The organism is Halomonas sp. MMSF_3323 (assembly GCF_030733595.1).
GTDB classification, from domain to species: Bacteria; Pseudomonadota; Gammaproteobacteria; order Pseudomonadales; family Halomonadaceae; genus Halomonas; species Halomonas litopenaei.
Genome location: NZ_JASHIT010000007.1, coordinates 118,803 through 143,036, shown reverse-complemented (window position 1 = coordinate 143,036; position 24,234 = coordinate 118,803). Strand labels below are relative to the sequence as shown.

Annotated in this window: 15 protein-coding genes; 8 read left to right on the top strand and 7 right to left on the bottom strand. The window is 64.7% G+C overall.

Annotation, left to right across the window (positions count from 1 at the left end; genetic code table 11):
* Positions 1–247: 247 nt before the first annotated feature.
* The 4 genes from RBB39_RS05245 (at position 248) to RBB39_RS05230 (ending at position 6,469) form a co-directional block, all read left to right on the top strand.
* Positions 248–1,561 carry an NAD(P)/FAD-dependent oxidoreductase gene (locus RBB39_RS05245; RefSeq protein WP_306168869.1) on the top strand — a complete coding sequence of 438 codons (1,314 nt, stop codon included), beginning with the start codon at positions 248–250 and terminating at the stop codon, positions 1,559–1,561.
* On the top strand, positions 1,561–4,128 hold the full coding sequence (gene nirB / locus RBB39_RS05240; protein WP_124802556.1) for a nitrite reductase large subunit NirB: 2,568 nt from the start codon (positions 1,561–1,563) through the stop codon (positions 4,126–4,128). Before RBB39_RS05245 ends, nirB begins: the two co-directional genes overlap by 1 nt.
* A gap of 86 nt (positions 4,129–4,214) precedes the next feature.
* A complete protein-coding gene (gene nirD / locus RBB39_RS05235) occupies positions 4,215–4,580 on the top strand; it encodes a nitrite reductase small subunit NirD (RefSeq protein WP_124802558.1) in 366 nt (121 codons plus the stop codon).
* A 485-nt stretch (positions 4,581–5,065) separates the two neighbouring features.
* Entirely contained in the window at positions 5,066–6,469 is a 1,404-nt protein-coding gene (locus tag RBB39_RS05230) for a PhoH family protein (protein ID WP_124802560.1), read from the top strand.
* Positions 6,470–6,571: 102 nt separating this feature from the next.
* On the opposite strand, the gene RBB39_RS05225 is transcribed toward RBB39_RS05230, so the two are convergent.
* The 4 genes from RBB39_RS05225 to RBB39_RS05210 all read right to left on the bottom strand — a co-directional run bounded on the left by RBB39_RS05225 (position 6,572) and on the right by RBB39_RS05210 (position 11,359).
* Complete coding sequence (locus tag RBB39_RS05225) at positions 6,572–8,137, bottom strand: sensor domain-containing diguanylate cyclase (protein ID WP_185696364.1); 1,566 nt, start codon at positions 8,135–8,137, stop codon at positions 6,572–6,574.
* Between the two features lie 186 nt (positions 8,138–8,323).
* Positions 8,324–8,986: an alpha/beta hydrolase gene (locus tag RBB39_RS05220; RefSeq protein ID WP_108131499.1), complete on the bottom strand. Its 663-nt coding sequence runs from the start codon at positions 8,984–8,986 to the stop codon at positions 8,324–8,326.
* A gap of 114 nt (positions 8,987–9,100) precedes the next feature.
* Entirely contained in the window at positions 9,101–10,870 is a 1,770-nt protein-coding gene (locus RBB39_RS05215) for an SLC13 family permease (protein ID WP_124802564.1), read from the bottom strand.
* A gap of 282 nt (positions 10,871–11,152) precedes the next feature.
* Positions 11,153–11,359, bottom strand: a complete 207-nt coding sequence (locus tag RBB39_RS05210) for a cold-shock protein (protein ID WP_045994373.1) — start codon at positions 11,357–11,359, stop codon at positions 11,153–11,155.
* A gap of 401 nt (positions 11,360–11,760) precedes the next feature.
* Here RBB39_RS05210 and RBB39_RS05205 point away from each other — a divergent pair, with 401 nt between their 5' ends.
* Positions 11,761–13,410, top strand: coding sequence for an FMN-binding glutamate synthase family protein (locus RBB39_RS05205; RefSeq protein WP_045994372.1), 1,650 nt, complete (start codon positions 11,761–11,763; stop codon positions 13,408–13,410).
* Positions 13,411–13,511: 101 nt separating this feature from the next.
* On the opposite strand, the gene RBB39_RS05200 is transcribed toward RBB39_RS05205, so the two are convergent.
* Positions 13,512–14,507, bottom strand: coding sequence for a cation diffusion facilitator family transporter (locus RBB39_RS05200; protein ID WP_306168868.1), 996 nt, complete (start codon positions 14,505–14,507; stop codon positions 13,512–13,514).
* A gap of 259 nt (positions 14,508–14,766) precedes the next feature.
* Between RBB39_RS05200 and RBB39_RS05195 the strand changes: the two genes are divergently transcribed.
* Positions 14,767–16,701, top strand: coding sequence for an alkaline phosphatase D family protein (locus RBB39_RS05195; protein WP_222569211.1), 1,935 nt, complete (start codon positions 14,767–14,769; stop codon positions 16,699–16,701).
* A gap of 132 nt (positions 16,702–16,833) precedes the next feature.
* Here RBB39_RS05195 and RBB39_RS05190 read toward each other — a convergent pair whose 3' ends face one another.
* A complete protein-coding gene (locus RBB39_RS05190) occupies positions 16,834–17,967 on the bottom strand; it encodes an AI-2E family transporter (RefSeq protein ID WP_045994370.1) in 1,134 nt (377 codons plus the stop codon).
* Between the two features lie 333 nt (positions 17,968–18,300).
* On the opposite strand from RBB39_RS05190, the gene RBB39_RS05185 reads away from it, so the two are divergent.
* Positions 18,301–19,173 (top strand): SIMPL domain-containing protein, encoded by an 873-nt coding sequence (locus RBB39_RS05185; protein ID WP_306168867.1) that lies wholly within the window; start codon positions 18,301–18,303, stop codon positions 19,171–19,173.
* 202 nt (positions 19,174–19,375) lie between these two features.
* On the opposite strand, the gene serS is transcribed toward RBB39_RS05185, so the two are convergent.
* Positions 19,376–20,653, bottom strand: coding sequence for a serine--tRNA ligase (gene serS, locus RBB39_RS05180; protein WP_045994369.1), 1,278 nt, complete (start codon positions 20,651–20,653; stop codon positions 19,376–19,378).
* A 341-nt stretch (positions 20,654–20,994) separates the two neighbouring features.
* On the opposite strand from serS, the gene RBB39_RS05175 reads away from it, so the two are divergent.
* Positions 20,995–24,162 carry an FAD-binding and (Fe-S)-binding domain-containing protein gene (locus RBB39_RS05175; protein ID WP_306168866.1) on the top strand — a complete coding sequence of 1,056 codons (3,168 nt, stop codon included), beginning with the start codon at positions 20,995–20,997 and terminating at the stop codon, positions 24,160–24,162.
* Positions 24,163–24,234: the final 72 nt, after the last annotated feature.

Here is a 24,234-nt window from a genome sequence, read left to right as displayed (position 1 = left end):
ACGTAAAACAGGCATGAAACTTGGATAGCCTGTAGCAAGTGCCGGCGAATGCCGGCGGCGGTCAACGGCGATCGCACCGACACTAGACAAAGACGTCTCTTCACCCTCCGACGCCGGAGGTGTGAGAGACGTCTTTGGCGTTTTTGGAGCCCATGCGATGTCCCGTTCCATCAGGTCCCGTTCCACTGGACCTTCTGACTCCAGGCCCCGTTCCTCTAGCCTGCCTGACTCAAGGTCCCGTTCCGAAATGACCCAGGCCGGCTCGTCTTCGCCGACGAGGTCTGACGACGCACGTCTTCCCCACCTGGTGATCGTCGGCAACGGCATGGCCGCGCATCGATTGATCGAGACCCTGGCGGCCCAGAGTGGTGCCCCACGACACATCACCGTGATCGGTGCCGAACCGCACGCGGCCTACAACCGCATTCTGCTGTCGAGCTGGCTGGCCGGCGATGTCGAGCAGGATGGATTGACGCTGACACCGCCGCATGACTCCGCCGTCACTGTCGATCAGCGCCTGGGCGCGCGGGTGGAGCGGATCGATCGTACCCGGCGCCTGGTCGAGTGCGACGACGGCGAGGTGATCCCCTACGACCACCTGGTGCTGGCACTGGGTTCGCGCAGCGCCATGCCACAGATCCCCGGCATCACTCTGACGGGCGTGTCGGGCTTTCGCGATCTGGACGATGCGGCGCGCCTGGCCGACGCAGCAAAGGCTGGCGGCGCGGCGGTGGTGGTCGGTGGTGGCCTGCTGGGCCTGGAGGCCGCCGCCGGCCTCGCCGCCAGAGGCATGCAGGTATGCGTGCTGCAACGCTCACCGCGCCTGATGAACCGGCAGCTGGACGCCACCGCCAGCACCATGCTGGCAAGCGAAATCGAAGGCCGCGGCATCCATCTGAAGACCGGGGCGCGGTTGGCCGCGATCGTCGGCGATGAAAACGGCCAGGTGGTCGGTGTGCGCCTGGAAGACGACGAGCGCCTGCTGCCGGCGAACTGCGTGGTGATCGCCGCCGGCATCACCCCCAACGCCGAGCTGGGCAGGGATGCGGGGCTCGATTGCGATCGCGCCATCGTCGTCGACGACACCCTGGCCACCTCGGACCCCGACATTTCTGCCCTCGGCGAATGCTGCCAGTTCGAGGACACCACCTACGGCCTGGTGGAGCCGATCTGGCATCAGGTCGAGGTACTGGCCAGTCGCCTGTGCGGCGAGCCCTCGGCGCCTTACCACGAACGCGCCTGCGCCACCAAGCTCAAGGTTTCCGGCGTCTCGCTGTACGCCTTCGGCCCCACCGAGGCCGAGGACGGACATGAGGTCCTCAGCTATCGCGACCAGGGCGAATACCGCCGACTGCTGCTGCGCGACGGCCGACTCGAGGGCGCCGTGCTCTACGGCGATACCCGCATGGGCCCCTGGCTATTCCGGCTCGCCGAGCAAGGCCAGCGACTGGACCGAGCGCGCCACTCGCTGCTGCTGGGCCAGGCCGATACCGAGGCCCTGCTGGCGGACGACGCCACCACCGACACCGACCCATCGACCACCGAACAGGATGCCGCCTGATGTCCAGCACAAAGCACAATCTCGCCGCACACAATGCTCCCGACAGCGACGCCACGGATACCCGCCCCACCCTGGTCGTGGTAGGCAACGGCATGGTAGGTCACCACCTGGTCGAGCAGCTGGTCGAACGTGATCAGCACCGCCGCTACCGCATCGTGGTGTTCGGCGAGGAACGTCATCTGGCCTACGACCGAGTGCACCTGTCGGAGTACTTCAGCGGCCGCGACGCCCAGTCCCTGGCGCTGTCCACCGCCGACTACTACGCCGAGCACGGCATCGAGCTCAAGTTGCACCAGGCGGTCACCGCCATCGATCGCGATGCACGGCGCGTTCACACCGACGCTGGCTACCTCGACTTCGACCGTCTGGTGCTGGCCACCGGTTCCTTCCCCTTCGTCCCGCCGATTCCCGGCAATGATCGCGAGGGCTGCCTGGTCTACCGCACCCTGGACGATCTCGACGCCATTCGCGCCGCCGCCGCCACCGCCAATACCGGCGTGGTGGTGGGGGGCGGACTGCTCGGGCTGGAGGCCGCCAACGCCCTGCGCGGCCTCGACCTGGACACCGCGGTGGTCGAATTTGCCCCGCGTCTGATGCCGATGCAGGTGGACGAGCAAGGCGGTGAACTGCTCAAGGAAAAGATCGAGGGCCTGGGCGTCCAGGTGCTGACCGAAAGAGCGACCCGCGAGATCGTCCCCGGTGAAGCCAGCCGTCTGCGCATGGTATTTCAGGACGACAAGGTGCTGGAGACCGATCTGATCGTGTTCTCCGCCGGCATACGCCCCCGGGACGAGCTGGCCCGCGAGTGCGGGCTCGAGATCGGCGAACGTGGCGGCGTGGTGATCGATGACCACTGCCTGACCAGCGATCCCGCCATCCTCGCGGTGGGCGAGGTCGCGCTGTACAACAACAGCATCTTCGGTCTGGTCGCCCCCGGTTATCAGATGGCCAAGGCCGCGGCCGACACCCTGTGCGGTGGCGATTCGACCTTCACCGGGGCCGACATGAGCACCAAGCTCAAGCTGATGGGGGTCGACGTGGGGGCCATCGGCGACGCCCACGCTAACCGCCATCCCGGCGCCAAGCAGTACCGATACTTCGACCAGATCCAGCAGGTCTATCGCAAGCTGGTGGTCTCCGGTGACGGCAAGCGCCTGCTCGGCGCCATGCTGGTGGGCGACAACTCCGCCTACGACAGCCTGATGCAGTACTACGCCAATAACCTGGATCTGCCGGCGGACCCCGCCTCGTTGATCGTGCCCTCCAGCGAACCGGCGCCGGCGCTGGGCCCGGACGCCCTGCCGGACAGTGCCACCATCTGCTCGTGCCACAACGTCACCAAGGGCGCCATCAGCGCCGCCATCGACGCCGGCTGCGAGGACCTCGGCGCGGTCAAGGGGACGACCAAGGCCAGTACCGGCTGCGGCGGCTGTGCGGCGCTGCTCAAGAACGTCTTCGACCATGAACTGGCGGCCCGCGGCATGGAAGTCGACACCTCCCTGTGCGAGCACTTCGCCCACACCCGCCAGCAGCTCTTCGATATCGTCCGGGTCGAGGGCATCAAGACCTTCAGCGAGTTGATGACCCGACACGGCACCATCCTGGACGACGGGGCGCCGAGTCTCGGCTGTGACGTCTGCAAGCCGGCGGTGGCCTCGATCCTGGCCTCCTGCTTCAACGAACCGATCACCGACGCGGCGCATATCCCGCTGCAGGATACCAATGACACCTTCATGGCCAACATGCAGAAGAACGGCACCTTTTCCGTGGTGCCGCGTATCGCCGGCGGTGAGATCACCCCGGACAAGCTGATCGTGCTGGGCCAGGTGGGCAAGAAGTACGGCCTCTACACCAAGATCACCGGCGGCCAGCGCATCGACCTGTTTGGCGCGCGTCTCGAGGACCTGCCGGCCATCTGGGAGGAACTGATCGACGCTGGCTTCGAAACCGGACACGCCTACGGCAAGTCGCTGCGCACGGTGAAATCCTGTGTCGGCAGCAGCTGGTGCCGCTACGGCGTCCAGGACAGCGTCGGCATGGCGCTGCGACTCGAGCATCGCTACAAGGGACTGCGCTCGCCGCACAAGCTCAAGTTTGCGGTGTCCGGCTGCACCCGCGAGTGCGCCGAGGCCCAGAGCAAGGACATCGGCGTCATCGCCACCGAGCATGGCTGGAACCTGTACGTCTGCGGCAACGGCGGCATGCGTCCGCGTCATGCGGAGCTGTTCGCCACCGACCTGGATGACCAGGCCCTGATCCAGGCCATCGACCGTCTGTTGATGTTCTACGTACGCACCGCCGATCGACTGCAGCGGACTTCTGTGTGGCGCGAAAACCTCGAGGGAGGCCTCGACTACCTCAAGGCGGTGGTGCTCGACGACAGTCTGGGCATCGGCGAGGAGCTCGAACGCCAGATGCAGCACGTCATCGATACCTACGAGTGCGAGTGGGCGGGCGCCCTGGCCGATCCGGACAAGCTCAAGCGCTTTCGCAGCTACGTCAACGACAGCCGTCCCGACCCGGACATCATCGTCACCGAGGAGCGCGGTCAGCTCCGCCCAGCCTGAGCAAGCCTCAGCCAACCACCGTTTCCGCCCTCGTGACCACACCTCGTCACGAGACGGGCCGCCAACAACGCCACAAGGAGTTTTCCATGACCGCTTCTTCCATCAGCCGTTCGCTGGACTGGATACCGCTGTGCCAGCGCAGTGACCTGGTGCCCTTCTCCGGTGTCGCCGCCTGGATCGACAGCGCCGAGGGCCCCGCCCAGGTGGCGCTGTTCTACCTGCCCGGGCATAGCCCGGAACTGTTCGCCATCGACCACCACGACCCCATCGCCAAGGCCAATGTGCTGGCCCGAGGCATCGTCGGCGACATCCAGGGAGAGCCAGTGGTGGCCTCTCCCCTGTACAAGCAGCACTTTCGCCTCACGGACGGCCGTTGCGTGGAAGACGACAGCGTCTCGCTGCGCACCTGGGCGGTGGCCTTCGACCAGGACAGGGTAATGATCGCACCCTGAGCGCCGCAGCATTTCGGCCCGGGCCTGTGCGGCACGAAAGCTGGCGGGCTCGGTCCTGACCGTCATCTCGGGGGATACGGCCGTCGCGGCCGAATCGCAGAGGACCGGCCTGGCGTGAGTGGGAAGGTTGACCGAAGAATTGACCTGATAGCGCAGCGTTGACACTTCGCCCTTGCAGCATTTTTGTCATCGTCCATGCTTGACTCAAGGGCACCGCTGGACCGAAACAGGGTCCAATGTAAAGAAGCGCCGTTGGCAGCACGTCTTGCGCCACAGCGGGACAAACTGCAAGTAACGGCCAACCCGCCCAAGGGTTTGAGAACCGATTGAGAATCGGTTGAGAACCGTTTCATGGCCACAGGAGGAGCCTATCGTGTGCAATCCGACACCTTGGCGGCTGTCACATTCCTGACATCGCGCGCTGAGAGTGTCGACATCAAGGCGTCATGTTGACGCCCAAGGTGACAATCAGGAGAGCTGTGCCGATGGTACGCATCGACAAGAAGGCCACCCGACTGTACGTGCTGGACACCAACGTACTGATCCATGATCCCAGCGCCCTCTACCAGTTCGAAGAGCACGAAGTGGTTATCCCCATGACCGTGCTCGAGGAGCTCGACAAGCACAAGAATGGCATCCGCGAAATCGCCCGCACCGCCCGGCAAGTCAGCCGGACCCTCTCTGACCTGACCGCCAACGTCGACATCGACCAGATACGCCAAGGTATTCCCATCACCCGCGTCAGCGGACCAGATGGCCGACTGAGACTGCTCTGCTACTCCGACCTCACCCTGCCCGACAACCTGGAAGACAGCCCCGACAATCGTCTGCTCGGCGAGACCTGCCGACTGCGTCAGGAACGCCCCGACGCCTCGGTGATCCTGGTCACCAAGGACATCAACCTGCGGGTCAAGGCCGCCGCCCTCGGCGTGCCGGTCGAGGACTACCTGACCGATCGCGCCTTCGATGACTCCGACGCCATGACCGACGGTGTCGCTGTGTATGAGGACGCCGGCCGTGGCTTGTGGGACGCCATGGCGCTGGACGTCAAGGTCGAGCGCGACCATGACCGTGTCATCTATCGCCTGAGCGGCGAGATTCCCCAGCACTGGCACCTGGGCATGCTGGTGTCCGACGCCGACAGCGAGGCCAGCTTCGAAGCCATCGTGCGCGAACTCGCCCCCCACCAGGCCACCCTGGAGCTTTTGACCAACTATCGCCACGGCGCCAGCGTCTGGGGGGTACACGCCCACGACAGCCGGCAGAACTTCACCTTGAACCTGCTGATGGACGACGCCGTGGACCTGGTCACGGTGGCCGGTAGTGCCGGCACCGGCAAGACCTTCATGACCCTGGCCGCGGCCTTCCAGCAGACCCTCGATACCAAGCGTTTCGAACGGGTGGTGTTCACCCGAGCGCCGATCTCCATGAGCGAGGACATCGGCTTTCTGCCCGGCACCGAAGAGGAAAAGATGTCGCCCTGGATGGGCGCCTTCCACGACAACATGGACAACCTGCTGCGCGACGAGCATGACGGAAGCTCGACCTGGAACCAGGACGCCACGCGCCAGCTACTGGGCTCACGCGTGCAGATCCGGGCGCCGGGCTTCATGCGTGGACGCACCCTCAACGACACCTTCCTGATCATCGACGAGGCCCAGAACTTTACGCCAAAGCAGTTGAAGAGCCTGATCACCCGAGCGGGACGCAACACCAAGATCGTCTGTCTGGGCAACGTCGGCCAGATCGACACCCCTTACCTCACCGCCAATACCTGCGGCATGGCCGCAGTGGTTCAGAACTTCAAGAACTGGCCCCATGCCGGCCATGTGACGTTAAAAAGCGTCGAGCGCTCGCGCCTGGCCCTGGCCGGCGAAGAGCTGTTGTAGCACCTCCCCCCAACGAAACCAAAGCGCCCCCGCCTGCAAGGCGGGGGCGCTGGCGTTCGGCCCGGAGCTGACACGTTCACTTGTCCCGGTCACTTGTCACGGTCACTTGTCCCGGTTCATGGCCTTCTCGATCAGTTCCTCGGACTCGCTCTTGGGTGTCTTCTCGATCATCTCCTCCGCTTCGGCGTAAAGGCAGACGTAGGTCTGGCAGGAAGCGCAGTGCACCTTTTCATCGGGATTCTTGGTGCTGGGGACTCGCATGTTGTAGCTGCCGCAGTTCGGGCAGGGCTTAGGGATCCGCAGATCTTCGCTCAACGCCATCTCGATCTCCTTGTAGATGGTGGATGATGCCAGGGCCTTGCCCAACGCGAGGTTATCGCGTTCATACTCAGGAAGGAGGCCCTTCAATTGGTTGCGACCGGCACGCTTGGCATCGTAGAGCGCTCCGTCCACACGCCGCATGGCCATGTCGAGACTTTCGTCCTGCCCGACACAGATGGCTCCCATGCTCACTGTTACCTTGAGGGCACGACGGTCGACCTTCAAGGTCGATGCTTCCACGTTGCTTCGAAGACGCTCCAGTATGTCCCAGGCGTCTTCGGCATGAACGTCACCGAGCAGTACCAGAAATTCTTCGCCCCCGATACGCGCCAGCAGGTCATAGGGGCGCAGGCTTAGACGACAGGTATCGGCGAAAGCCTTCAGCACCATGTCCCCAGCGGCGTGGCCGTAGGCATCGTTCAGCGACTTGAAATGGTCAAGATCCAGCATCGCCAGCACCGCTGGCTCGCCACGGCGCCGCAACCGGGCGAGTACCCGCGCTCCTGCCTCGAGGAAGGCTCGGCGATTCATCACGCCGGTGAGGACATCGGTGCTGACCAGCTTGGCGACACGCGACTCCGCCTGCTTGCGCTGGGTCACATCCAGCAGCAGGCCATCCCAGACCACGGTGCCGTCATCGAATCGCTGGGGCGTGCCCCTGGCCTCGAACCAGCGCTGTCCTTCCGCGACGGTCTCCTGAGCATCACCCAGGGTGATGTCCAGGTGCCAGGGTGTGAGGCTGACCAGGGACTGGGCGAGCGCCAGCGTCAACTGCTCACGCGCGTCTTCGTCCAGCCTGGAAAGCACGACCTCGACGTCTTCCAGGGCACTTTGACGAGACAGCCCCGTCTGGGATTCGAAGCCAGGTCCCAGGTAGTCAAACGACAAGCCTCCCCCGGGCGACTGGCGCAGCCGGAACACCACTCCCGGGAGCCTCGCCATGCGGCTTTCAATGGTGCGGCTCAGTCGCTGAGCTGATGCCGCCTGCAGTTGCAACCGGCTGACGTCGTGCTTCATCAGCATCCAGCGGGCAGCGCACCACGACACCGGGTGGATGCTGGTACCAAGGTGACGTAGACGACCAACCCCGTCACAGGCCACCACGCCTTCCCAGCTCCCGCCTCCCTCGCGACAACGCGCAAGGGCCAGCTCCAGTGTCTCGGCTGCCGTACTGCAATGAACATCGGTCAGGCTCAGCCCCCTGATATCTGCCAGAGACTTGCCCAGTTCATTGCACTGACGAGCGTTCGCCCAGACGATGGTTCCTTCATGGTCAAGCAACAAGGCGGACCCCGGCGCGGCGCCCAGCAGGGCCTCGGCCCCCGACTCCCCGTCACTGACCGTCATGGTCTGTGGGGGTGTGCCACTCTCAGCCTTTGTCTTGTCGCGACGGAAAAACCTCCATACAGACATCACCCTGCATCCCGTAAGCTTTTTCTTAATTTTTTGTACGAAAAAAGCTTAGAAGAACCAGACTTCCTTCGCAGGATGAAAAGTCTCATGTTCGCAGGCTGAGCAAAGCAGCCTAAGGACTCACTGTCCCAGCAGCTCACTCATCCACTCGCCGATATCCCCGATCTGCTGCGGGCAGACCGCGTGAGCCATGGGATACTGACGATAGACGGTGTGATAGCCAAGCTCCTCCAGACGAGCGAAGGCGGCTCGGCCCAGGGATTCGGGTACCACCGGATCCATGCTGCCGTGATGGATTTCCACCCTCAGGTCGCGATTGGCCTCGTTCAGCTCGATCGAGTTCGCGGTGGCAAAGTAGGTGGACATCGCCAGCAGACCACCCAGCGGCTTGTCAAAGCTGAAGGCGGCCTCGTAGGCAACGGCCCCACCCTGGGAAAACCCGGCGAGCAGGATACGTCGGCTGTCGATGCCGGCATCGATCTGGGACTGTATGACGCCCTTGATCCGCTCGGCCGACAGCCGCAGCTGCATCTCGTCCACCCGACGGTCCAGGCTCATCTCGAGAATGTCGTACCAGGCGGGCATGACCATGCCACCATTGATGGTGACCGGCAGGCGCGGTGCATGGGGCAGGATAAATCGGATCTGAGCGTAACCGGGCCTTGGCAGCATGGGCACCACCGGCTCGAAGTCACGCCCATCCGCTCCCAGGCCGTGAAGAATGATCATGCAGGCGTCCGCTTCGCCTCGGGGCTCGATGACCAGCTGGTCGTTGTCGCTCATGGGCAGATCTCAGTCTATGTTGCAAAGCACAACCTCCTAGCCTACCGCAATGCGCCAGAGGGGACGAGCCAAACAGGTGAAGTCACCCGGCTACCGAGAAGCACACAGGGCTTTTTAGAAGGGCCAGAAAAAGGGGGTCAGCACCAGCACCACGACCGCAGTCAGCAGATTCAGGGGGCCGCCGAGCTTGAGGTAATCCTGAACCCGGTAGCCACCGGGGCCCATGACCATCAGATTGGTCTGATAGCCAATCGGGGTGAGAAAACTGGCCGATGCGGCAAACATCACCACGACCACGTAGGGCAAAGGATTGACGCCGAGACTCTCGGCCCCTGCCATGGCGATGGGGAAGGTAATGACCGCTGCGGCATTGTTGGTCACCAGCGAGGTCAGCAGCGCCACCACACAGTAGGTGCCCACCAGCAGCGCCCAGGGACTGTCGCCGACGACACTCAGCAGCCCACGGGCCACCACATCTGCTGCCCCGGACGTCTGCAGTGCGGCGCCCAGGCCAAAGGATGCGGCGATGGTCAGTAACACCTGGGTGTCCATGCCGCGACGGGCACTGCGGACGCTGACACAGCCGCTCAACAGGGCTGCCGTGGCGCCCAGCATGGCGGCGTTCATCATGCTCATCAGCCCGGTGGAGGCCAGCACCACTACCGTCGCCAGGATCGCCCAGGCGCGCAGCGCTCGGTCGAAGGCGGGCCTGGCCTGACCATTGACCTGGCTGATCAACAGGAAGTCCTGAGACTGTCGATGACGTTCGATAAAGGCCGGGCGCGCCTCGAGCAACAGCACATCGGAGGGTTGCAGACGAATCTGCCCGAGGCTACCCGCCACCCTGCGCCCACCACGACAGACCGCCAGCACAGCGGCGCCATAGAGCGTGCGAAAATGGCCATCGCGAATCTTCTGCCCGATGAACTGGCACTGGTCGGAGACTACCGCTTCCACCAGGCGGCGCTCGCGAAACTCCTTCTCAAGATGCGACTCCCCCAGACGGGATGGCCTCAGACCGCGCATCTGCTGCAATTCCACTGCCCCCTCAGTGGTGCCGGCAAAGACCAGGTGATCCCCGCCCTTGAGACGTTCACCCGGCCCCACCACGCTGACCACATTGCCACCGCGTTCGATTTCCACCAGGAAGAGCCCGGAAAGATGCCGCAGCCCGGCCTCTTCGACGGTGCGGTCGACCAGCGGCCCCTGCGGATCCACTTCCATTTCGATGGTGAACTCGCGCAGGTTGGCGAAGGCCTCCTCACTGCCGGGGCGCCTGGACAGCAGACGAGGCGTTACTACCAGCAGGTAGACGACCCCAACCAGTGCCATGGGCACGCCCACCCAGGCGATTTCGAACAGCCCCAGGTGGAGGTCCGGGAAGCGCTCCTGCATCAGCGAATGCACCACCAGATTGGTACTGGTGCCCATCAGGGTGACGGTGCCGCCGAGGATCGAAGCGAAGCTCAGCGGCATCAGCAACAACTGCGGGGCAATCGAGAAGCGACGCCCCCAGCTGATCACCGCAGGGATGAAGGTGGCCACCACCGGCGTGTTGTTGAGCAGCCCGCTGACGGCGGTGACGGGCCACACCAGGCGTGACAAGGCGTGACGTTCGCCGGAGGGGCGTCCCAGCACGTGACGAATGATCAGATCGATACCACCGGTATCACGCAGGCTGGCGACCAGGATGTAGAGGAAGGCGACCGTGAACAAGCCACTGTTGGAAAAGCCGCCCAACGCCTGCTCGGCGTCGATGACCCCAAGGCTCAGAAGCACCACAAGAGCCCCCATCAGCACCATGTCGGGGCCGAGGCGTGTCAGCGCCATAAACGGGAAGACGGCACAGGCAACGGAAAGGGCGATCCAGGCATCCAGCGACATGAGGTGGCCTTGCTGAAGAGAATCAGCCTATTGTGCCTCCCTCACCTTATTCTAAATAGTTACAATGTATTATTTTTTTATCTCTTTCAGGCATATAGACCCTTTACCCTATGCCACAGCGCCTTTGCGAGAGATTCACCTCGTTTACGGATGTCCTTCACCGGCACCCACCCGGGGCGCAGAACGACACATCAGAAACGCAAAAAGGCCCGCCGAAGCGAGCCTTTTCCATGCATCAAGTGCGATGCATCACGCCGCCTGAGCGGCCATCAAGCGATCGACTTAGTCGATGACCTTGATGTTGGAAGCCTGGAGGCCTTTCTTGCCCTGAGTCACCTCGAAGGAGACCTTCTGGCCATCCTGCAGGGACTTGAAGCCGTCGGCTTGAATCTCGGAGAAGTGAGCGAACAGGTCGTCACCGTTGTCGTCCGGAGAGATGAAGCCGTAGCCCTTAGTGTCGTTGAACCACTTGACGGTACCAGTTGCCATGATCGAATCCTCGACTAGCGTATATACATTACCGGGAGATACCCGAGTTGCAGTGGGTAAAACAAGAAACCTTCCCCCGGAACATCGTCGCCAGGATGCTTCGATGACCTCTGAGACGTTCAACTTGCTAACCAACTGCGAGCAGCATGCGCCGTCTTGGCGCTCAGGTCAAACACTATTTGCACTTGGTTACGAGACGATGACGCTTTGCAGTCACCTGCAGCAGCACCTCACGACTGGCCGCCTGCCGCCTTTAGCGCGGCCTCTCTCCCGAGCCATGCCTCCGCCTTTTGCTCCACTGTGCCTGGTCGTCACCCGGTGCCGCGTGCTCTATGCCGGTGACAGGTAATGTGCTTGCATGAGTAAAGAACACAAGAAAACCGTGACTCAGGGAGAACGACATGGCCTCGTACCTTTCACGCCACGCCTCGACCCGCTTCGGCGCCTACTACATCGCCGTCGCCGGCCTGATCGTCAGCCTGCTCGGGCTACTGGCGTCACTATGGTGGCTGACGGGGGTGCTGGCGTTTGGCGCGCTGACCGCGCTGGGCACCTATGACATCGTCCAGCGTCGCCGCACGGTCAGTCGCAACTACCCGATCCTGGCGCATATTCGCTACTTCTTGGAATCCATCGGGCCCGAGTTCCGCCAGTACTTCATTGAGGCGGACACCTTCGAGTCGCCCTTCTCCCGCGAGCAGCGCTCGCTGGTCTATCGACGGGCCAAGAGCACCATCGACAAGAAGCCCTTCGGCTCGCTCCGGGACATGAACGCCCCCGGCTACGAGTGGATGGGGCCATCGCTGTCACCGGTGGAGATCACCGATCATGACTTCCGCGTGGTCGTCGGCGAGCATCGCGCCAAGCCCTACAAGGCCAGCGTGCTCAATATTTCCGCCATGAGCTTCGGTGCCCTGTCGCCCAATGCCATCAGCGCCCTCAACGAAGGTGCCAAGCTCGGGGGCTTCTACCACACCACCGGGGAAGGGGCGATATCGCCCTACCACCTGCGCGGCGGCGACCTGGTGTGGCAGATCGGTTCCGGCTACTTCGGCTGTCGTCGCGACGACGGTGGATTCGATCGCGACAAGTTCAAGGAGAATGCCCGTCGTGACGAAGTGAAGATGATCGAGATCAAGCTGTCCCAGGGCGCCAAGCCTGGCCATGGCGGCATCCTGCCGGGGGCCAAGGTGACCGCCGAGATAGCCTCGACTCGCGGCGTGCCCGAAGGCCAGGACGTACTTTCGCCGTCCAAGCACTCCGCCTTCTCCACCCCCTGCGAGATGATCCACTTCATCCAGGAGCTGCGCACCCTCTCCGGCGACAAGCCGGTGGGCATCAAGCTGGCCCTGGGCCATCCCTGGGAATGGTTCGCCATGGTCAAGGCCATGCTGGAATGCGGCGACCGCCCCGACTATATCGTGGTCGACGGTGGCCAGGGCGGCACCGGCGCCGCACCGCTGGAATTCATCAACCGCCTCGGCATGCCGCTCAACGACGCCCTGATCTTGGTCCACAACACCCTGGTCGGCGCCGGACTGCGCGACGAGATTCGCATCGGCGCCAGCGGCAAGATCATCAGCGCCTTCGACATCGCCCGTACGCTGGCGCTGGGCGCCGACTGGGTCAACATGGCCCGTGGCTTCATGTTCTCGCTGGGCTGCATCCAGGCCCAAAGCTGCCACAACGACCAGTGCCCCAGCGGGGTCGCCACCCAGGACAAGGCCCGCGGCAACCGCCTGGACGTCGAGGACAAGTCGGTGCGGGTGAAGAACTTCCACGCCAATACCAAGTTCGCCCTGTGCGAGATGCTGGAGGCGGCGGGGCTGCATCACCCCAGCGAACTTGGCCCCGAACACATCATCAGGCGCCTCTCCAATGGCAAGGCGCTGCCCTACATCAGCCTGATCGACAGCCTGGCACCCAAGGAATTGCTGGAGGGCGGCGCCAAGAACCATCCGCTGTATCGTGAGTTCTGGGATCTGGCAGATGCGAACAGCTTCGATGCCCCCTGCGCCCTGCACAGTCTGCGACAGACCAAGCTTCTCTAGTCGCCGGCCATCCTCGCCCTCCCTGCCTCCAGGGGGGGCGGCCACCCCCCCTTCCCTTTCGGCTTGCCTTGCGCCTGCCTGACTTCATGCAGTGGTGTTGCTCAGCGATGATCGACGCAGTCCCCCACCTCTTCCAGTTGCATCGTGACATGCTCGATATCGAACCCTTGGGTCAGCACCTCCCGCACTGCCACCAGAGTTGTCTGGTGGTCTTCTCCCGAGCGCACGCCGACGTGCATCGACACCAGATGCCGTCCGGGTGTCAGCGACCAGGCGTGAACATGATGAACGTCGCATACCGCCGGTACCGTCTCGACGACGGCCCGCTTCATGGCATCGATGTCCAGGGATTCCGGAACGCCTTCCAGCAGGATGTGCCCACTCTGGCGCGTCAGTGTCCAGGCATTCCTGAGGATCAACAGCGCCACCAGCACCGACAGCAGCGGGTCGATCGGCGTCCATCCGGTCGCCATGATCACCAGCGAGGCAACGATCGCCGCAACGGAACCGAGCAGATCGCCCAGCACGTGCAGCGCAGCACCGCGAATATTCAGATTGTCGCGATCGCCGCCGTGAAGAATCACGAAGACCACGATATTGACCAGCAGTCCCGCCACCGCCACCGTCAGCATGACAGGCCCCAGCACCTCGACCGGACTCAGCAGGCGGCGGACCGCTTCGATCGAGATCCAGACCACGATGGCGATCAGGGTCAAGCCGTTGACGAAGGCGGCGAGGATCTGCACCCGGTCATAGCCAAAACTGCGGGCGTCGTCGGCAGGTCGCTTGCTGAGGCGGGCGGCAAACCAGGCCAATATCAGGGCAGCGCTGTCGGTGAGCATATGGCCTGCGTCGGCCAGCAGTGCCAGCGATCCGGAGACAACACCTCCGATCACCTCGGCCACCATGAAGGACGCGGTCAGCAGGATGCCCCAGGCCAGCCGACGCTGGCTGTCGGTGTGCACATGGCCGATGCCATGGCCATGGCGGTGCGCGTCATGGCCGTGCGGATCGTGCCGATGCTGGTCTCGCTCAGCGTGCTGGTGAGCAGAGCCGTCCGCTGGGGCGCTTTCGGTCGTTCGATGTTCATGAACCATGGGAGTCTCCCGGGAAGACGCGTTCCTCATCCTTGATGCTAGCATTTGTCAGGTGCTGACCTGGACCGGTCGCGCAGCCAGGGCAAGACCAGCGCTACCAGACCAGTCAGCGCAACGGCCACCTCGGGACAGTCGGCAAGGCATACGCCGACGCTCTGGCCTCCTTGCCGCTTACCGTTGATACTCTTGATGTATTCGCCATGCGCGAGGTCTCCCCCCGGAACGGGGCTTACCGACAGCGAACCGACACAGGACCGCCATGACCGACACCGGAACGTCTCCCGACGACCTTCCCGCTATCCTCGCCGGCCCCATCCTGCGACGCTTGAGTCCCGAACGTCTGCGCATCTGGCTGGTGGCGAGCCGTCCGCTCAGCTTGACCCTCGAGCTGTCACCCAGCGGCGAGTCACCGCGCCGACAGCCGCTTGGTGAGGACGATTACCGGCTGGTGCCACTGGGCCGCCATGCCCTGCTCTACCTGATCGATGCACCGCTGGATGAGCCTCTGCCCCAGGACACCCGGATCGACTACGACCTCAAGGTGACGGACGAGCGCGAAACCTCACTCGGCGAGCTGGCGCCCCATCTGTGCCATGAAGGGCACGAGACGCCGGCATTCGTGCTGGCATCGAGCCACCGACGCCTGCTGCATGGCTCCTGCCGTCGTCCTCACTACGATGGCCCGGACGGCCTGGCCCATCTGGACAGCTGGCTCGCCCAGCGTCTCGACTGTCCCGAACAGTGGCCGGCCTGGCTGTTGATGACCGGCGACCAGATCTACGCCGATGACGTCGCCGGCCCCTTGCTGGTGGCGATACACGCGCTGATCGAGCGCCTGGGGCTGTTCGACGAGACCCTCGAGGGCTCAACCATCGACGACAGCCAATCGCTCTACGCAAGCCCCTTCAGCTACTATCGACGCGAAGAGTTGCTGCCCGACGTCAAGAGCTCGGCTGCCCTCAAGGATCGCTTCTTCGGGGGCGTTCGCAAGCCGGTGTTCACGTCGGCCAGCGCCGCCAATCACCTGATGACCTTCGCCGAGATGGTGGCCATGTACCTGCTGGTCTGGTCGCCGACGCCGTGGCGCCTCATCGAGTGCCAGCCTCCTGCGCTTGAAGAAGAGCGACGAGAGACCTACGACGACCAGGCCCGGATCATCGACGACTTCGTCGCTACCCTGCCTGCCGCCGCCCGCGTCATGGCCCAGTTGCCGAGCCTGATGATCTTCGATGACCACGACGTCACCGACGACTGGAACCTTACCGCGCAGTGGGAAAGCACGGCTTACGGCCACCCCTTCTCCAAGCGCATCATCGGCAATGCCTTGCTGGCCTATCTGCTGTGCCAGGGCTGGGGCAACGCCCCCGAGCGGTTGAAGACACCGCTGGACGAAGCCCAGGCGCTGTTGAGCGACGCCAACGATAACCAAGGCTGGCTCGACAAGGATCAGCAGGATGCCTGTCTCGAGCGCCTCTTTCGCTTCGAGGGCTGGGAATTTCAGGTGGAGGGCAGTCCACGTCTGGTGGTGCTGGATACCCGCACCCGACGCTGGCGCAACGGGCGCAAGCCCGAACGGCCATCCGGCCTGATGGACTGGGAGGCGTTATCGGAATTTCAGCAGGAGTTGATCGACGCGCCGTCGGCGGTCATCGTCTCTCCGGCGCCGATGTTCGGGGTCAAGCTGATCGAGACCATCCAGAAATTGTTCATCCTGGCGGGCAAGCCGCTGCTGGTGGATGCCGAGAACTGGATGGCCCATCGTGGCGCCGCCAGCGTGATGCTCAACATCTTCCGCCACTCGCGGACCCCGGGGCACTACGTCATCCTGTCTGGCGACGTGCACTACTCCTTCGTCTACGACGTGCGTATCCGTCACCGGCACCAGGGCCCGATGATCTGGCAGATCACCTCCAGCGGTCTCAAGAACTGCTTTCCCGACACCCTGCTGGATACCTTCGACCGGCTCAATCGCTGGCTTTACTCGCCACGCTCGCCGCTCAACTGGTTCACCCAGCGCCGGCCCATGGCGGTGGAGCCCAGGGACCCGGACCGCGCCAAGGCCGGAGAACGCCTGTGGAACGGGCCCGGCATCGGCCTGGTCACCCTGGCCGAGGACGGCAGCCCCGAGGACATCCGTCAGCTCGACGCCCGCGGCATGGAGGTGGTGTTCCCACCGCCCGAGAAGGCGCCATAGCCCCGTCCTTGGCTCACTTGCGTTCGAGTGGTCCGTATCGCTGGCTTATGCGCCCGGTCGGCTTACTTGCGCTGGACCGCCTCGACCTTGCGTTCAGGTGGTCCATATCGCTGGCTTATGCGCCCGGTCGGTTTACTTGCGCTGGACCGATTCGACCTTGCGTTTCAGCTTGCTCATGCGAGCACGCTCGGCCAGTGGCCGGCTGGCGTCCTCCACCGGGCCACCCTTGGCTGGCCCCAGCAGGTGGGCCATCCAGCGGGTCTGGGGGTGGCTGTCGAGGGCGATCTTCAACGTCATCGTCAGCACCACCGACAGCAACATGCCGGTGACCCCGAAGATCCAGCCCCACACCACCAGCGACAGGAAGGCGACGAAGGTGGACAACCCCAGCGCCCGCCCCATGACCCGCGGTTCGACCAGATTGCCCATGACGAAGTTGATCGACAGATAGGCAAGGCTCAGCAGCAACGCATCGCCCATGCCCCCGTCCGGAGATACCAGCACCAGCAGCACCGCCGGCACCGCGGCGATGGCCGAACCGATGTTGGGGATATAGTTGAGCGCAAAGGCCAGCACCGCCCACAGCAGCGGGAAGTCGACCCCCACCAGCAGACAGGCCACCCACACCAGGGCCCCGGTGACCAGGCTGATCACGGTCTTGACCGCCAGGTAACGCTTGAGGGTGTGGCTGAACTCGTTGAAGCGCTCGAGGCTCGGGGCGGGGTTGGCCAGCGCCCGGGATATCTTGTCGCGGAAGTTCAGCGTCTCGAACAACATGAACATCACCAGCAGCGCCACCACGACACTCTGCATCATCAGATTGCCGAGCTGGCTGAGCAGTGCCGGAAGCCATTCGCCAAGCTTCTGGGTGTCGAGAAACCCGGCCAGCCGCTGGGTGTCGATGGCAAGCCCCATGCTGGCCAGTCCATCGAGCAGGCGCAGGTAGTATTCGTAGAGCTTTTCCTCGATCCCGGGCAAGGCCTCGGCAAAGGTACCGACACTATTGGCCAGCAACAGCGCCAGCAGGATCAGCATGCCGCCGATCACCACCAGCGTGACCCATACCGATAGTCTCAAGCCCAGCCCCCGCTCGTGCAGCCACTGCACCGGGGCGGTACACACCACCGCGATGAACAGCGACAGCAGCACCGGCACCAGCAGGTCTGCCCCCGCGCGCATGCCGGCGACGATGACCACCAGTGCAGCCAGGGCCAGCGTCAGGTTCAAGGGGAGCCTGCGCTCCTGCGCCTCGACTTCATCTTCCATGGACGGTAGCTCCTCTCGTTAACCAGCCGTCGGCTCGACGGCGTTATCGGCGCCATCATGCCCCGCCAATCGTTTCAGCACAAAGAATCATGACACATGGCGCAACATTGCCAATGTTCCGTGTATCACTCCGGCGACATTGGCCGGCCCAGGCTCAACCATGCAAGGATCGTGGAGACGCTTGAGATCCGGGAACGTCTCGCCAGGGACACCGTCCCAGTCAGTAGGCCCTGGCCGGTGCGGGTACCTGTCAGACTTTTCTGCGACGCGCCCCCTGTTGTTCGCCCTGTTGTTTGCCCTGTCGTTCATCCCCCACGTTACAAGGAGAATCCGATGTCACTCGCCACTCCCTCCGCCCGGTCACGGGCGATGCCGAGCCTTCGCCTGCGCCACCTCCACCGGCTGGCGACGGTGGGGCTCGGCCTGGCGCTGGCTTCTATGGCCGCCACGCCCTCCCTGGCCGCCGAGTCACCCACGCCACGCTATCTGGATATCCAGGCCCAGTCCGAGCTCAAGGTCGCGCCGGACGAGGCGACCTTGAACGCCCGGCTGTGGGAGCTGACACCGGCCATCGCCCAGGAAAAGGACAGTGGTGACCACGGCCAGGCCCTGGCTGAGGCCCGCCAACGCCTGGAGGATCGCGCCGCCGAGCTGATCTCGGCGCTGGAAGACGCGGGTCTTTCCCGCGAGGCGATCAACGCTGGATCGCTGCGGGTACAGCAGGAGATGCTGCATCAAACGCGCCAGGGCAACGACAACCCCATCCCCATGGTACGTACTCGCCTGGAGCGTCCGGTGACCCTGGCGATCAGCGATCTCGATAGCCTTCCGACCCTGCTCGACGCCCTGACCGAAGCCGGCGTCAATGCACTGGACGGCGTCAGCTACGATCTTGCCGACCGCGACGCGGCCAGCGACCGCGCTCTGACCCAGGCTCTCGAGCGCGCCAGGGCCAAGGCCGAACTGATGGCGGACGCCCTGGGAGAGGAGCTCGGTGAGGTGATCCATGTCAGCGAGACCAACGCCCCGGTGTTTCAGCCACGCATGATGGCGATGCGCGCCGACATGGCCGAAAGCGGCGGCAACGCCGACTACAGCCCCGGCAGCATCACCATCGACGCCGGTGTCCAGGTCCGCTGGGGGCTGGCCGAGGCAACCACGGATATCGATCAGGATCGCCAGCAGGTCCCGGCTGCGCCGCAATGACGATAGCGGCGACGTCAGCCCGACGGCCATGGCATCGGTGGCCAACGAGTCGCACCCGCCCAACGGAAAGCGGCCGGGGTCCGGTGCCATGTCGCCTAAGCCCGTGACGTAAAAAGCCCGTGACGCAAAAGCCCCGGTGGTCTCGACCACCGGGGCTTTTGCTTAATCAAGGGCAAGCGCGCCTGCCCCTCTCGAGGGCGGATCAGACGTTGATGCGCTCGACCCCGCCCATATAGGGACGCAGCACCTCGGGAACGGTGATGGAGCCGTCCTCGTTCTGGTGGTTTTCCATCACCGCGATCAGGCAGCGGCCCACCGCCAGGCCGGAGCCGTTGAGGGTGTGCAGAAGCTGCGGCTTCTTTTCACCCTTGGCGCGGAAGCGCGCCTGCAGGCGGCGTGCCTGGAAGTCCTCGCAGTTGGACACCGAGGAGATCTCGCGGTAGGTGTCCTGGCTCGGCAGCCAGACCTCGAGATCGTAGGTCTTGGCGGCGGAGAAGCCCATGTCACCGGTGCACAGGGTCACCACCCGGTAAGGCAGCTCGAGCGCCTGAAGGATCGCCTCGGCGTGGCCGCGCATTTCCTCCAGCGCCTCGTAGCTCTTGGCCGGATCGACCAGCTGGACCATCTCGACCTTGTCGAACTGGTGCTGGCGGATCATGCCGCGGGTGTCGCGACCGTGGGAACCTGCCTCGCTGCGAAAGCAGGGAGTATGGGCGGTCAGCTTCAGCGGCAAGGCGCCAGCGTCGACGATCTCGCCACGCAGCAGGTTGGTCAGCGGCACCTCGGCAGTCGGGATCAGGTGGAATTCGCGCTCGTCGTCGAGCTTGAACAGGTCCTCGCCGAACTTGGGCAACTGGCCGGTGCCGTAGAGCGAGTCACGGTTGACCATGTAGGGCACGTAGCACTCTTCGTAGCCGTGCTCCAGGGTCTGCTTGTCGAGCATGAACTGGGTCAGGGCGCGGTGCAGGCGAGCGATCGGCCCGCGCATCACGGCGAAGCGGGCGCCGGTCAGCTTGGCGGCAACCTCGAAGTCCAGATCGCCCTTCTTGGCTCCCAGGTCGACGTGATCCCTGACCTCGAAGGCGTACTCGCCGGGGTTGCCCCAGCGCGACACCTCGACGTTGTCGTCTTCGCTTGCGCCTTCGGGCACGCTGGCGTGGGGCAGGTTGGGGATCCCCGCAGCGATGTCTTCCCACTGGCCCTGCACCTCGGCCAGCGCCACCTTGGCGGCGTCCAGGCGCTCGCCCAGGTCACTGACCTCGTCGAGCAGCGGCTGGATGTCCTCGCCGGCGGCCTTGGCCTTGCCGATCGCCTTGGAGCGAGTGTTGCGCTCGTTCTGCAAACGCTCGGTCTCGGTCTGCAGCTCGCGACGGCGGGATTCCAGCGAGCCAAGCGCCTCGCTGTCGAGAGAGTAACCGCGGGTGGCCAGTCGTTGGGCGAGCGTATCGAGGTCGCCGCGCAGCAGTTTCGGATCGAGCATGGAGTCTGGTCCGTCGCCTGAGTGAAAAGAACATGTCGGATGCGGAAGGCGTCACCTGGGGGCGTGCGTCACCATCGCCAGCGTCGGACGCTGCTCTCGGGCCCCACCGTGAGGACAGCCGAAAAGCGCCCCGCTGGTGTGCCCTGGGACCACCCTCCGCGCAGGCGACACATTGTAGGCAAAAGCGAGAGGCGGCGCCATCGACCGGGGGCGAGCGCCGGCTTCTCTCGCGATCGGGATGCACCTACCCCCCGAGACGCGGTAAAGTGGACGCCCTCCCATTCTCCTGCCCTGTCGATAGCGCCAGCCGCGCCGCCGCGGGGCCTGTATCGACCGAGACCATGATCGCACCACTGCCCCTAGCTGATGCCGCGACCCCACTGGACCAGCACTACGTCGACTTTCTCAAGGCCCTGAAGGCGGAAGGTTTCGAGGGCGAAATCGCCCCGGACTACGCCAGCCGCACGGTACTGGCCACCGACAACTCGCTCTACCAGCGCCTGCCCCAGGCGGCGGTGTTTCCGCGTCACGCAGCTGACCTCGAGCTGCTCGGCCGGCTCGCCGGGCGGGAAACCTTCCGCAAGGTGGCCCTGACACCACGTGGTGGCGGCACCGGCACCAACGGCCAGTCGCTGAGCGACGGCCTGGTGGTGGACGTCTCCCGGCACATGAACCAGATCCTCGAGATCGACGTCGACAACCGCCGGGTACGGGTCCAGGCCGGGGTGGTCAAGGACCAGCTCAACGCCGCCTTGAGGCCCCATGGGCTGTTCTTCGCACCGGAACTGTCCACCTCCAACCGGGCGACCATCGGCGGCATGATCGCCACCGACGCCAGCGGCCAGGGCAGCTGCGAATACGGCAAGACCCGCCACCATGTGCTCGAGCTCGACAGCGTACTGATCGGCGGCGAGCGCCTGATCAGCGCCGCGGTCGACGAGGACGAACTCGAGACCCTGTGCGCCGAGGACTCGGCCCGGGGCCGCGCCTATCGCGCCGCCCGCAAGATCATCGAGCAGGAGCGCGAGCGCATCGAGGAAATCTTCCCGCCGCTCAACCGCTGCCTGACCGGCTACGATCTGGCCCACCTTCGCGACGACGACGGCCGCTTCAACCTCAACAGCGTGCTGTGCGGCGCCGAGGGCTCGCTGGCGCTGACCAACGAGGCGGTGCTCAACGTGCTGCCGATCCCGCGCCACTCGATCCTGGTCAATGTGCGCTACCCGAGCTTCATGGCGGCCCTCGCCGACGCCAAGGCGCTGATGGCCGGCGGCTCGTCACCTGAAAAGCCGCAGGCGCTTCGCCCCACCTCCATCGAGACCGTGGACGACAAGGTGTTGAAGCTCGCCATGGAGGACTTCGTGTGGGACTCGGTGGCCGAGTTCTTCCCGGTGGATGACGGCCCGGCCATCGAGGGCATCAACCTGGTGGAGTTCAACGACGACGACCCCGAGCGCCTCGAGGCCCGGGTCGACGCCTTCTGCCGGGGACTCGAAAGCGACACCAGCGTCACCCGCCTGGGCTTCACCCAGGCCATCGGCCGTGACGCCATCGGTCGGGTCTACGCCATGCGCAAGCGCTCGGTGGGCCTGCTCGGCAACGTCAAGGGCGAGAAGCGCCCGCTGCCCTTCGTCGAGGATACCGCGGTACCCCCCGAGCACCTGGCCGACTACATCGCCGAGTTCCGCGCCCTGCTCGATGCCCGAGGGCTCGAGTACGGCATGTTCGGCCACGTCGACGCCGGAGTGTTGCATGTGCGCCCGGCGCTGGACATGAAGGACCCGCGCCAGCAGGCGATGATCCGCGAGATATCCGATGAGGTGGCGGCGCTGACCCAGCGCTACCACGGCCTGCTGTGGGGGGAGCACGGCAAGGGCGTGCGCTCGGAGTACGCCCCAGCCTTCTTCGGTGAGCTCTACCCCAGCCTGCGACGCCTCAAGGGTGCCTTCGACCCGCACAACCAGCTCAATCCCGGCAAGATCGCCACGCCGCTGGTGGAGACCGACGAAGCGGCCGACAGCCAGCCCAAGTCCGGCGCCAGCCAGCCCAAGCCCGGCGCCAGCCTCAGCGACCCAGGCCTGCTGGCCATCGACGCGGTGCCCATGCGCGGCGACTTCGACCGTCAGATCGACGAGCGGGTATGGCAGGCCCACGCCGACGCCGTCTACTGCAACGGCAACGGCGCCTGCTACAACTATGATCCCGACGACGCCATGTGCCCGTCGTGGAAGGCCACCCGGGATCGTGTGCACTCGCCCAAGGGCCGCGCCAGCCTGATGCGCGAATGGCTGCGCCTGCAGGGGAAGGCCGGCATCGACGTGGTCGAGGAGTCACAGCGCAAGAAGGATGAGACCGCGCTCGGCTGGCTCGCCCACCTGCCCCGCCGCGCGCTCAACAGCCTGCGCGGCAAGGACGACTTTTCCCACGAGGTCTACGACGCCATGGCCGGCTGCCTGGCGTGCAAGTCCTGCGCCGGCCAGTGCCCGATCAAGGTCAATGTCCCGGCTTTCCGCTCCCAGTTCCTCGAGGTCTACCACGGACGCTACCTGCGACCGCTGCGCGACTACCTGATCGGCGGGCTCGAATTCCTGTTGCCGGCGCTGGCGCCACTGGCCCCGGCCTACAACGCGGCACTCGACAACCGCCTGGTGGACCGGCTGATGGCCCGCGGCCTCGGCATGGTCGATAGCCCCCGGCTGTCCCGCGCTCGGCTCAAGAAGCAGCTCAAGGCCTGGGGCGTGGCCGAGGCCACTCCGCTGACGCTGGGACGCCTCAGCGAGCGCCAGAAGGCGCGCAGCGTGATCCTGGTGCAGGACGCCTTCACCAGCCACTTCGAAGCCAGACTGGTCGCCGACGTGGTGGAGCTGCTGTCGCGCCTCGATATCCGCGTCTTCGTCGCGCCCTACAAACCCAACGGCAAGCCGCTCAACGTCCAGGGCTTCCTCGGCGCCTTCGAGCGCACCGCCCGTAAACGTGCCCGAGAGCTCTCCACCCTGGCCGCCAGCGGCGTGCCGCTGGTGGGCATCGACCCGGCGATGACCCTGACCTATCGCCAGGAGTACGTGAAGGCACTGGGTGAGCAGGCCGTACCTGAGGTGCTGATGCTGCAGGAGTGGCTTTCGAGTCTGGGCGCCTCGCTGGTGCCCTCGGGGCTCGACCTGAGCGAGGAAGCCCCCTTCCAGCTGCTGTCCCACTGCACCGAGAAGACCCAGGCACCGGGCAGTCCCAAGGCCTGGCAGCAGTTGTTTGAACGCTTCGGGCTGCGCCTGGCGCCGCTGCCTTCGGGCTGCTGCGGCATGTCCGGCACCTACGGCCACGAGGCACGCAACCTTACGACCTCGCGTACCATCTACGCCCAGTCCTGGGAACCGGTGGTGCAGGAGCACGGCGGCAGCGGTCGCCTGCTGGCCACAGGCTACTCCTGTCGCAGCCAGGCCCGACGTTTCTCCGACAGCCAGCTGCCGCATCCGCTACAGGCGCTGCTCGGCGCACTTCGTCGGGCGAGCTGAGTCAGACCATCGTTGACGCCTATGATGGCGATGGTTTGCATGATCGACGCCGCGTCAGTACGCTGCGCGGCT

Coding starts and splice junctions, on each gene's coding strand:
- RBB39_RS05245 (WP_306168869.1), top strand. CDS start 248: ATGACCCAGGCCGGCTCGTCTTCGCCGACGAGGTCTGACGACGCACGT.
- nirB (WP_124802556.1), top strand. CDS start 1,561: ATGTCCAGCACAAAGCACAATCTCGCCGCACACAATGCTCCCGACAGC.
- nirD (WP_124802558.1), top strand. CDS start 4,215: ATGACCGCTTCTTCCATCAGCCGTTCGCTGGACTGGATACCGCTGTGC.
- RBB39_RS05230 (WP_124802560.1), top strand. CDS start 5,066: ATGGTACGCATCGACAAGAAGGCCACCCGACTGTACGTGCTGGACACC.
- RBB39_RS05225 (WP_185696364.1), bottom strand. CDS start 8,137: ATGACGGTCAGTGACGGGGAGTCGGGGGCCGAGGCCCTGCTGGGCGCC.
- RBB39_RS05220 (WP_108131499.1), bottom strand. CDS start 8,986: ATGAGCGACAACGACCAGCTGGTCATCGAGCCCCGAGGCGAAGCGGAC.
- RBB39_RS05215 (WP_124802564.1), bottom strand. CDS start 10,870: ATGTCGCTGGATGCCTGGATCGCCCTTTCCGTTGCCTGTGCCGTCTTC.
- RBB39_RS05210 (WP_045994373.1), bottom strand. CDS start 11,359: ATGGCAACTGGTACCGTCAAGTGGTTCAACGACACTAAGGGCTACGGC.
- RBB39_RS05205 (WP_045994372.1), top strand. CDS start 11,761: ATGGCCTCGTACCTTTCACGCCACGCCTCGACCCGCTTCGGCGCCTAC.
- RBB39_RS05200 (WP_306168868.1), bottom strand. CDS start 14,507: ATGGTTCATGAACATCGAACGACCGAAAGCGCCCCAGCGGACGGCTCT.
- RBB39_RS05195 (WP_222569211.1), top strand. CDS start 14,767: ATGACCGACACCGGAACGTCTCCCGACGACCTTCCCGCTATCCTCGCC.
- RBB39_RS05190 (WP_045994370.1), bottom strand. CDS start 17,967: ATGGAAGATGAAGTCGAGGCGCAGGAGCGCAGGCTCCCCTTGAACCTG.
- RBB39_RS05185 (WP_306168867.1), top strand. CDS start 18,301: ATGTCACTCGCCACTCCCTCCGCCCGGTCACGGGCGATGCCGAGCCTT.
- serS (WP_045994369.1), bottom strand. CDS start 20,653: ATGCTCGATCCGAAACTGCTGCGCGGCGACCTCGATACGCTCGCCCAA.
- RBB39_RS05175 (WP_306168866.1), top strand. CDS start 20,995: ATGATCGCACCACTGCCCCTAGCTGATGCCGCGACCCCACTGGACCAG.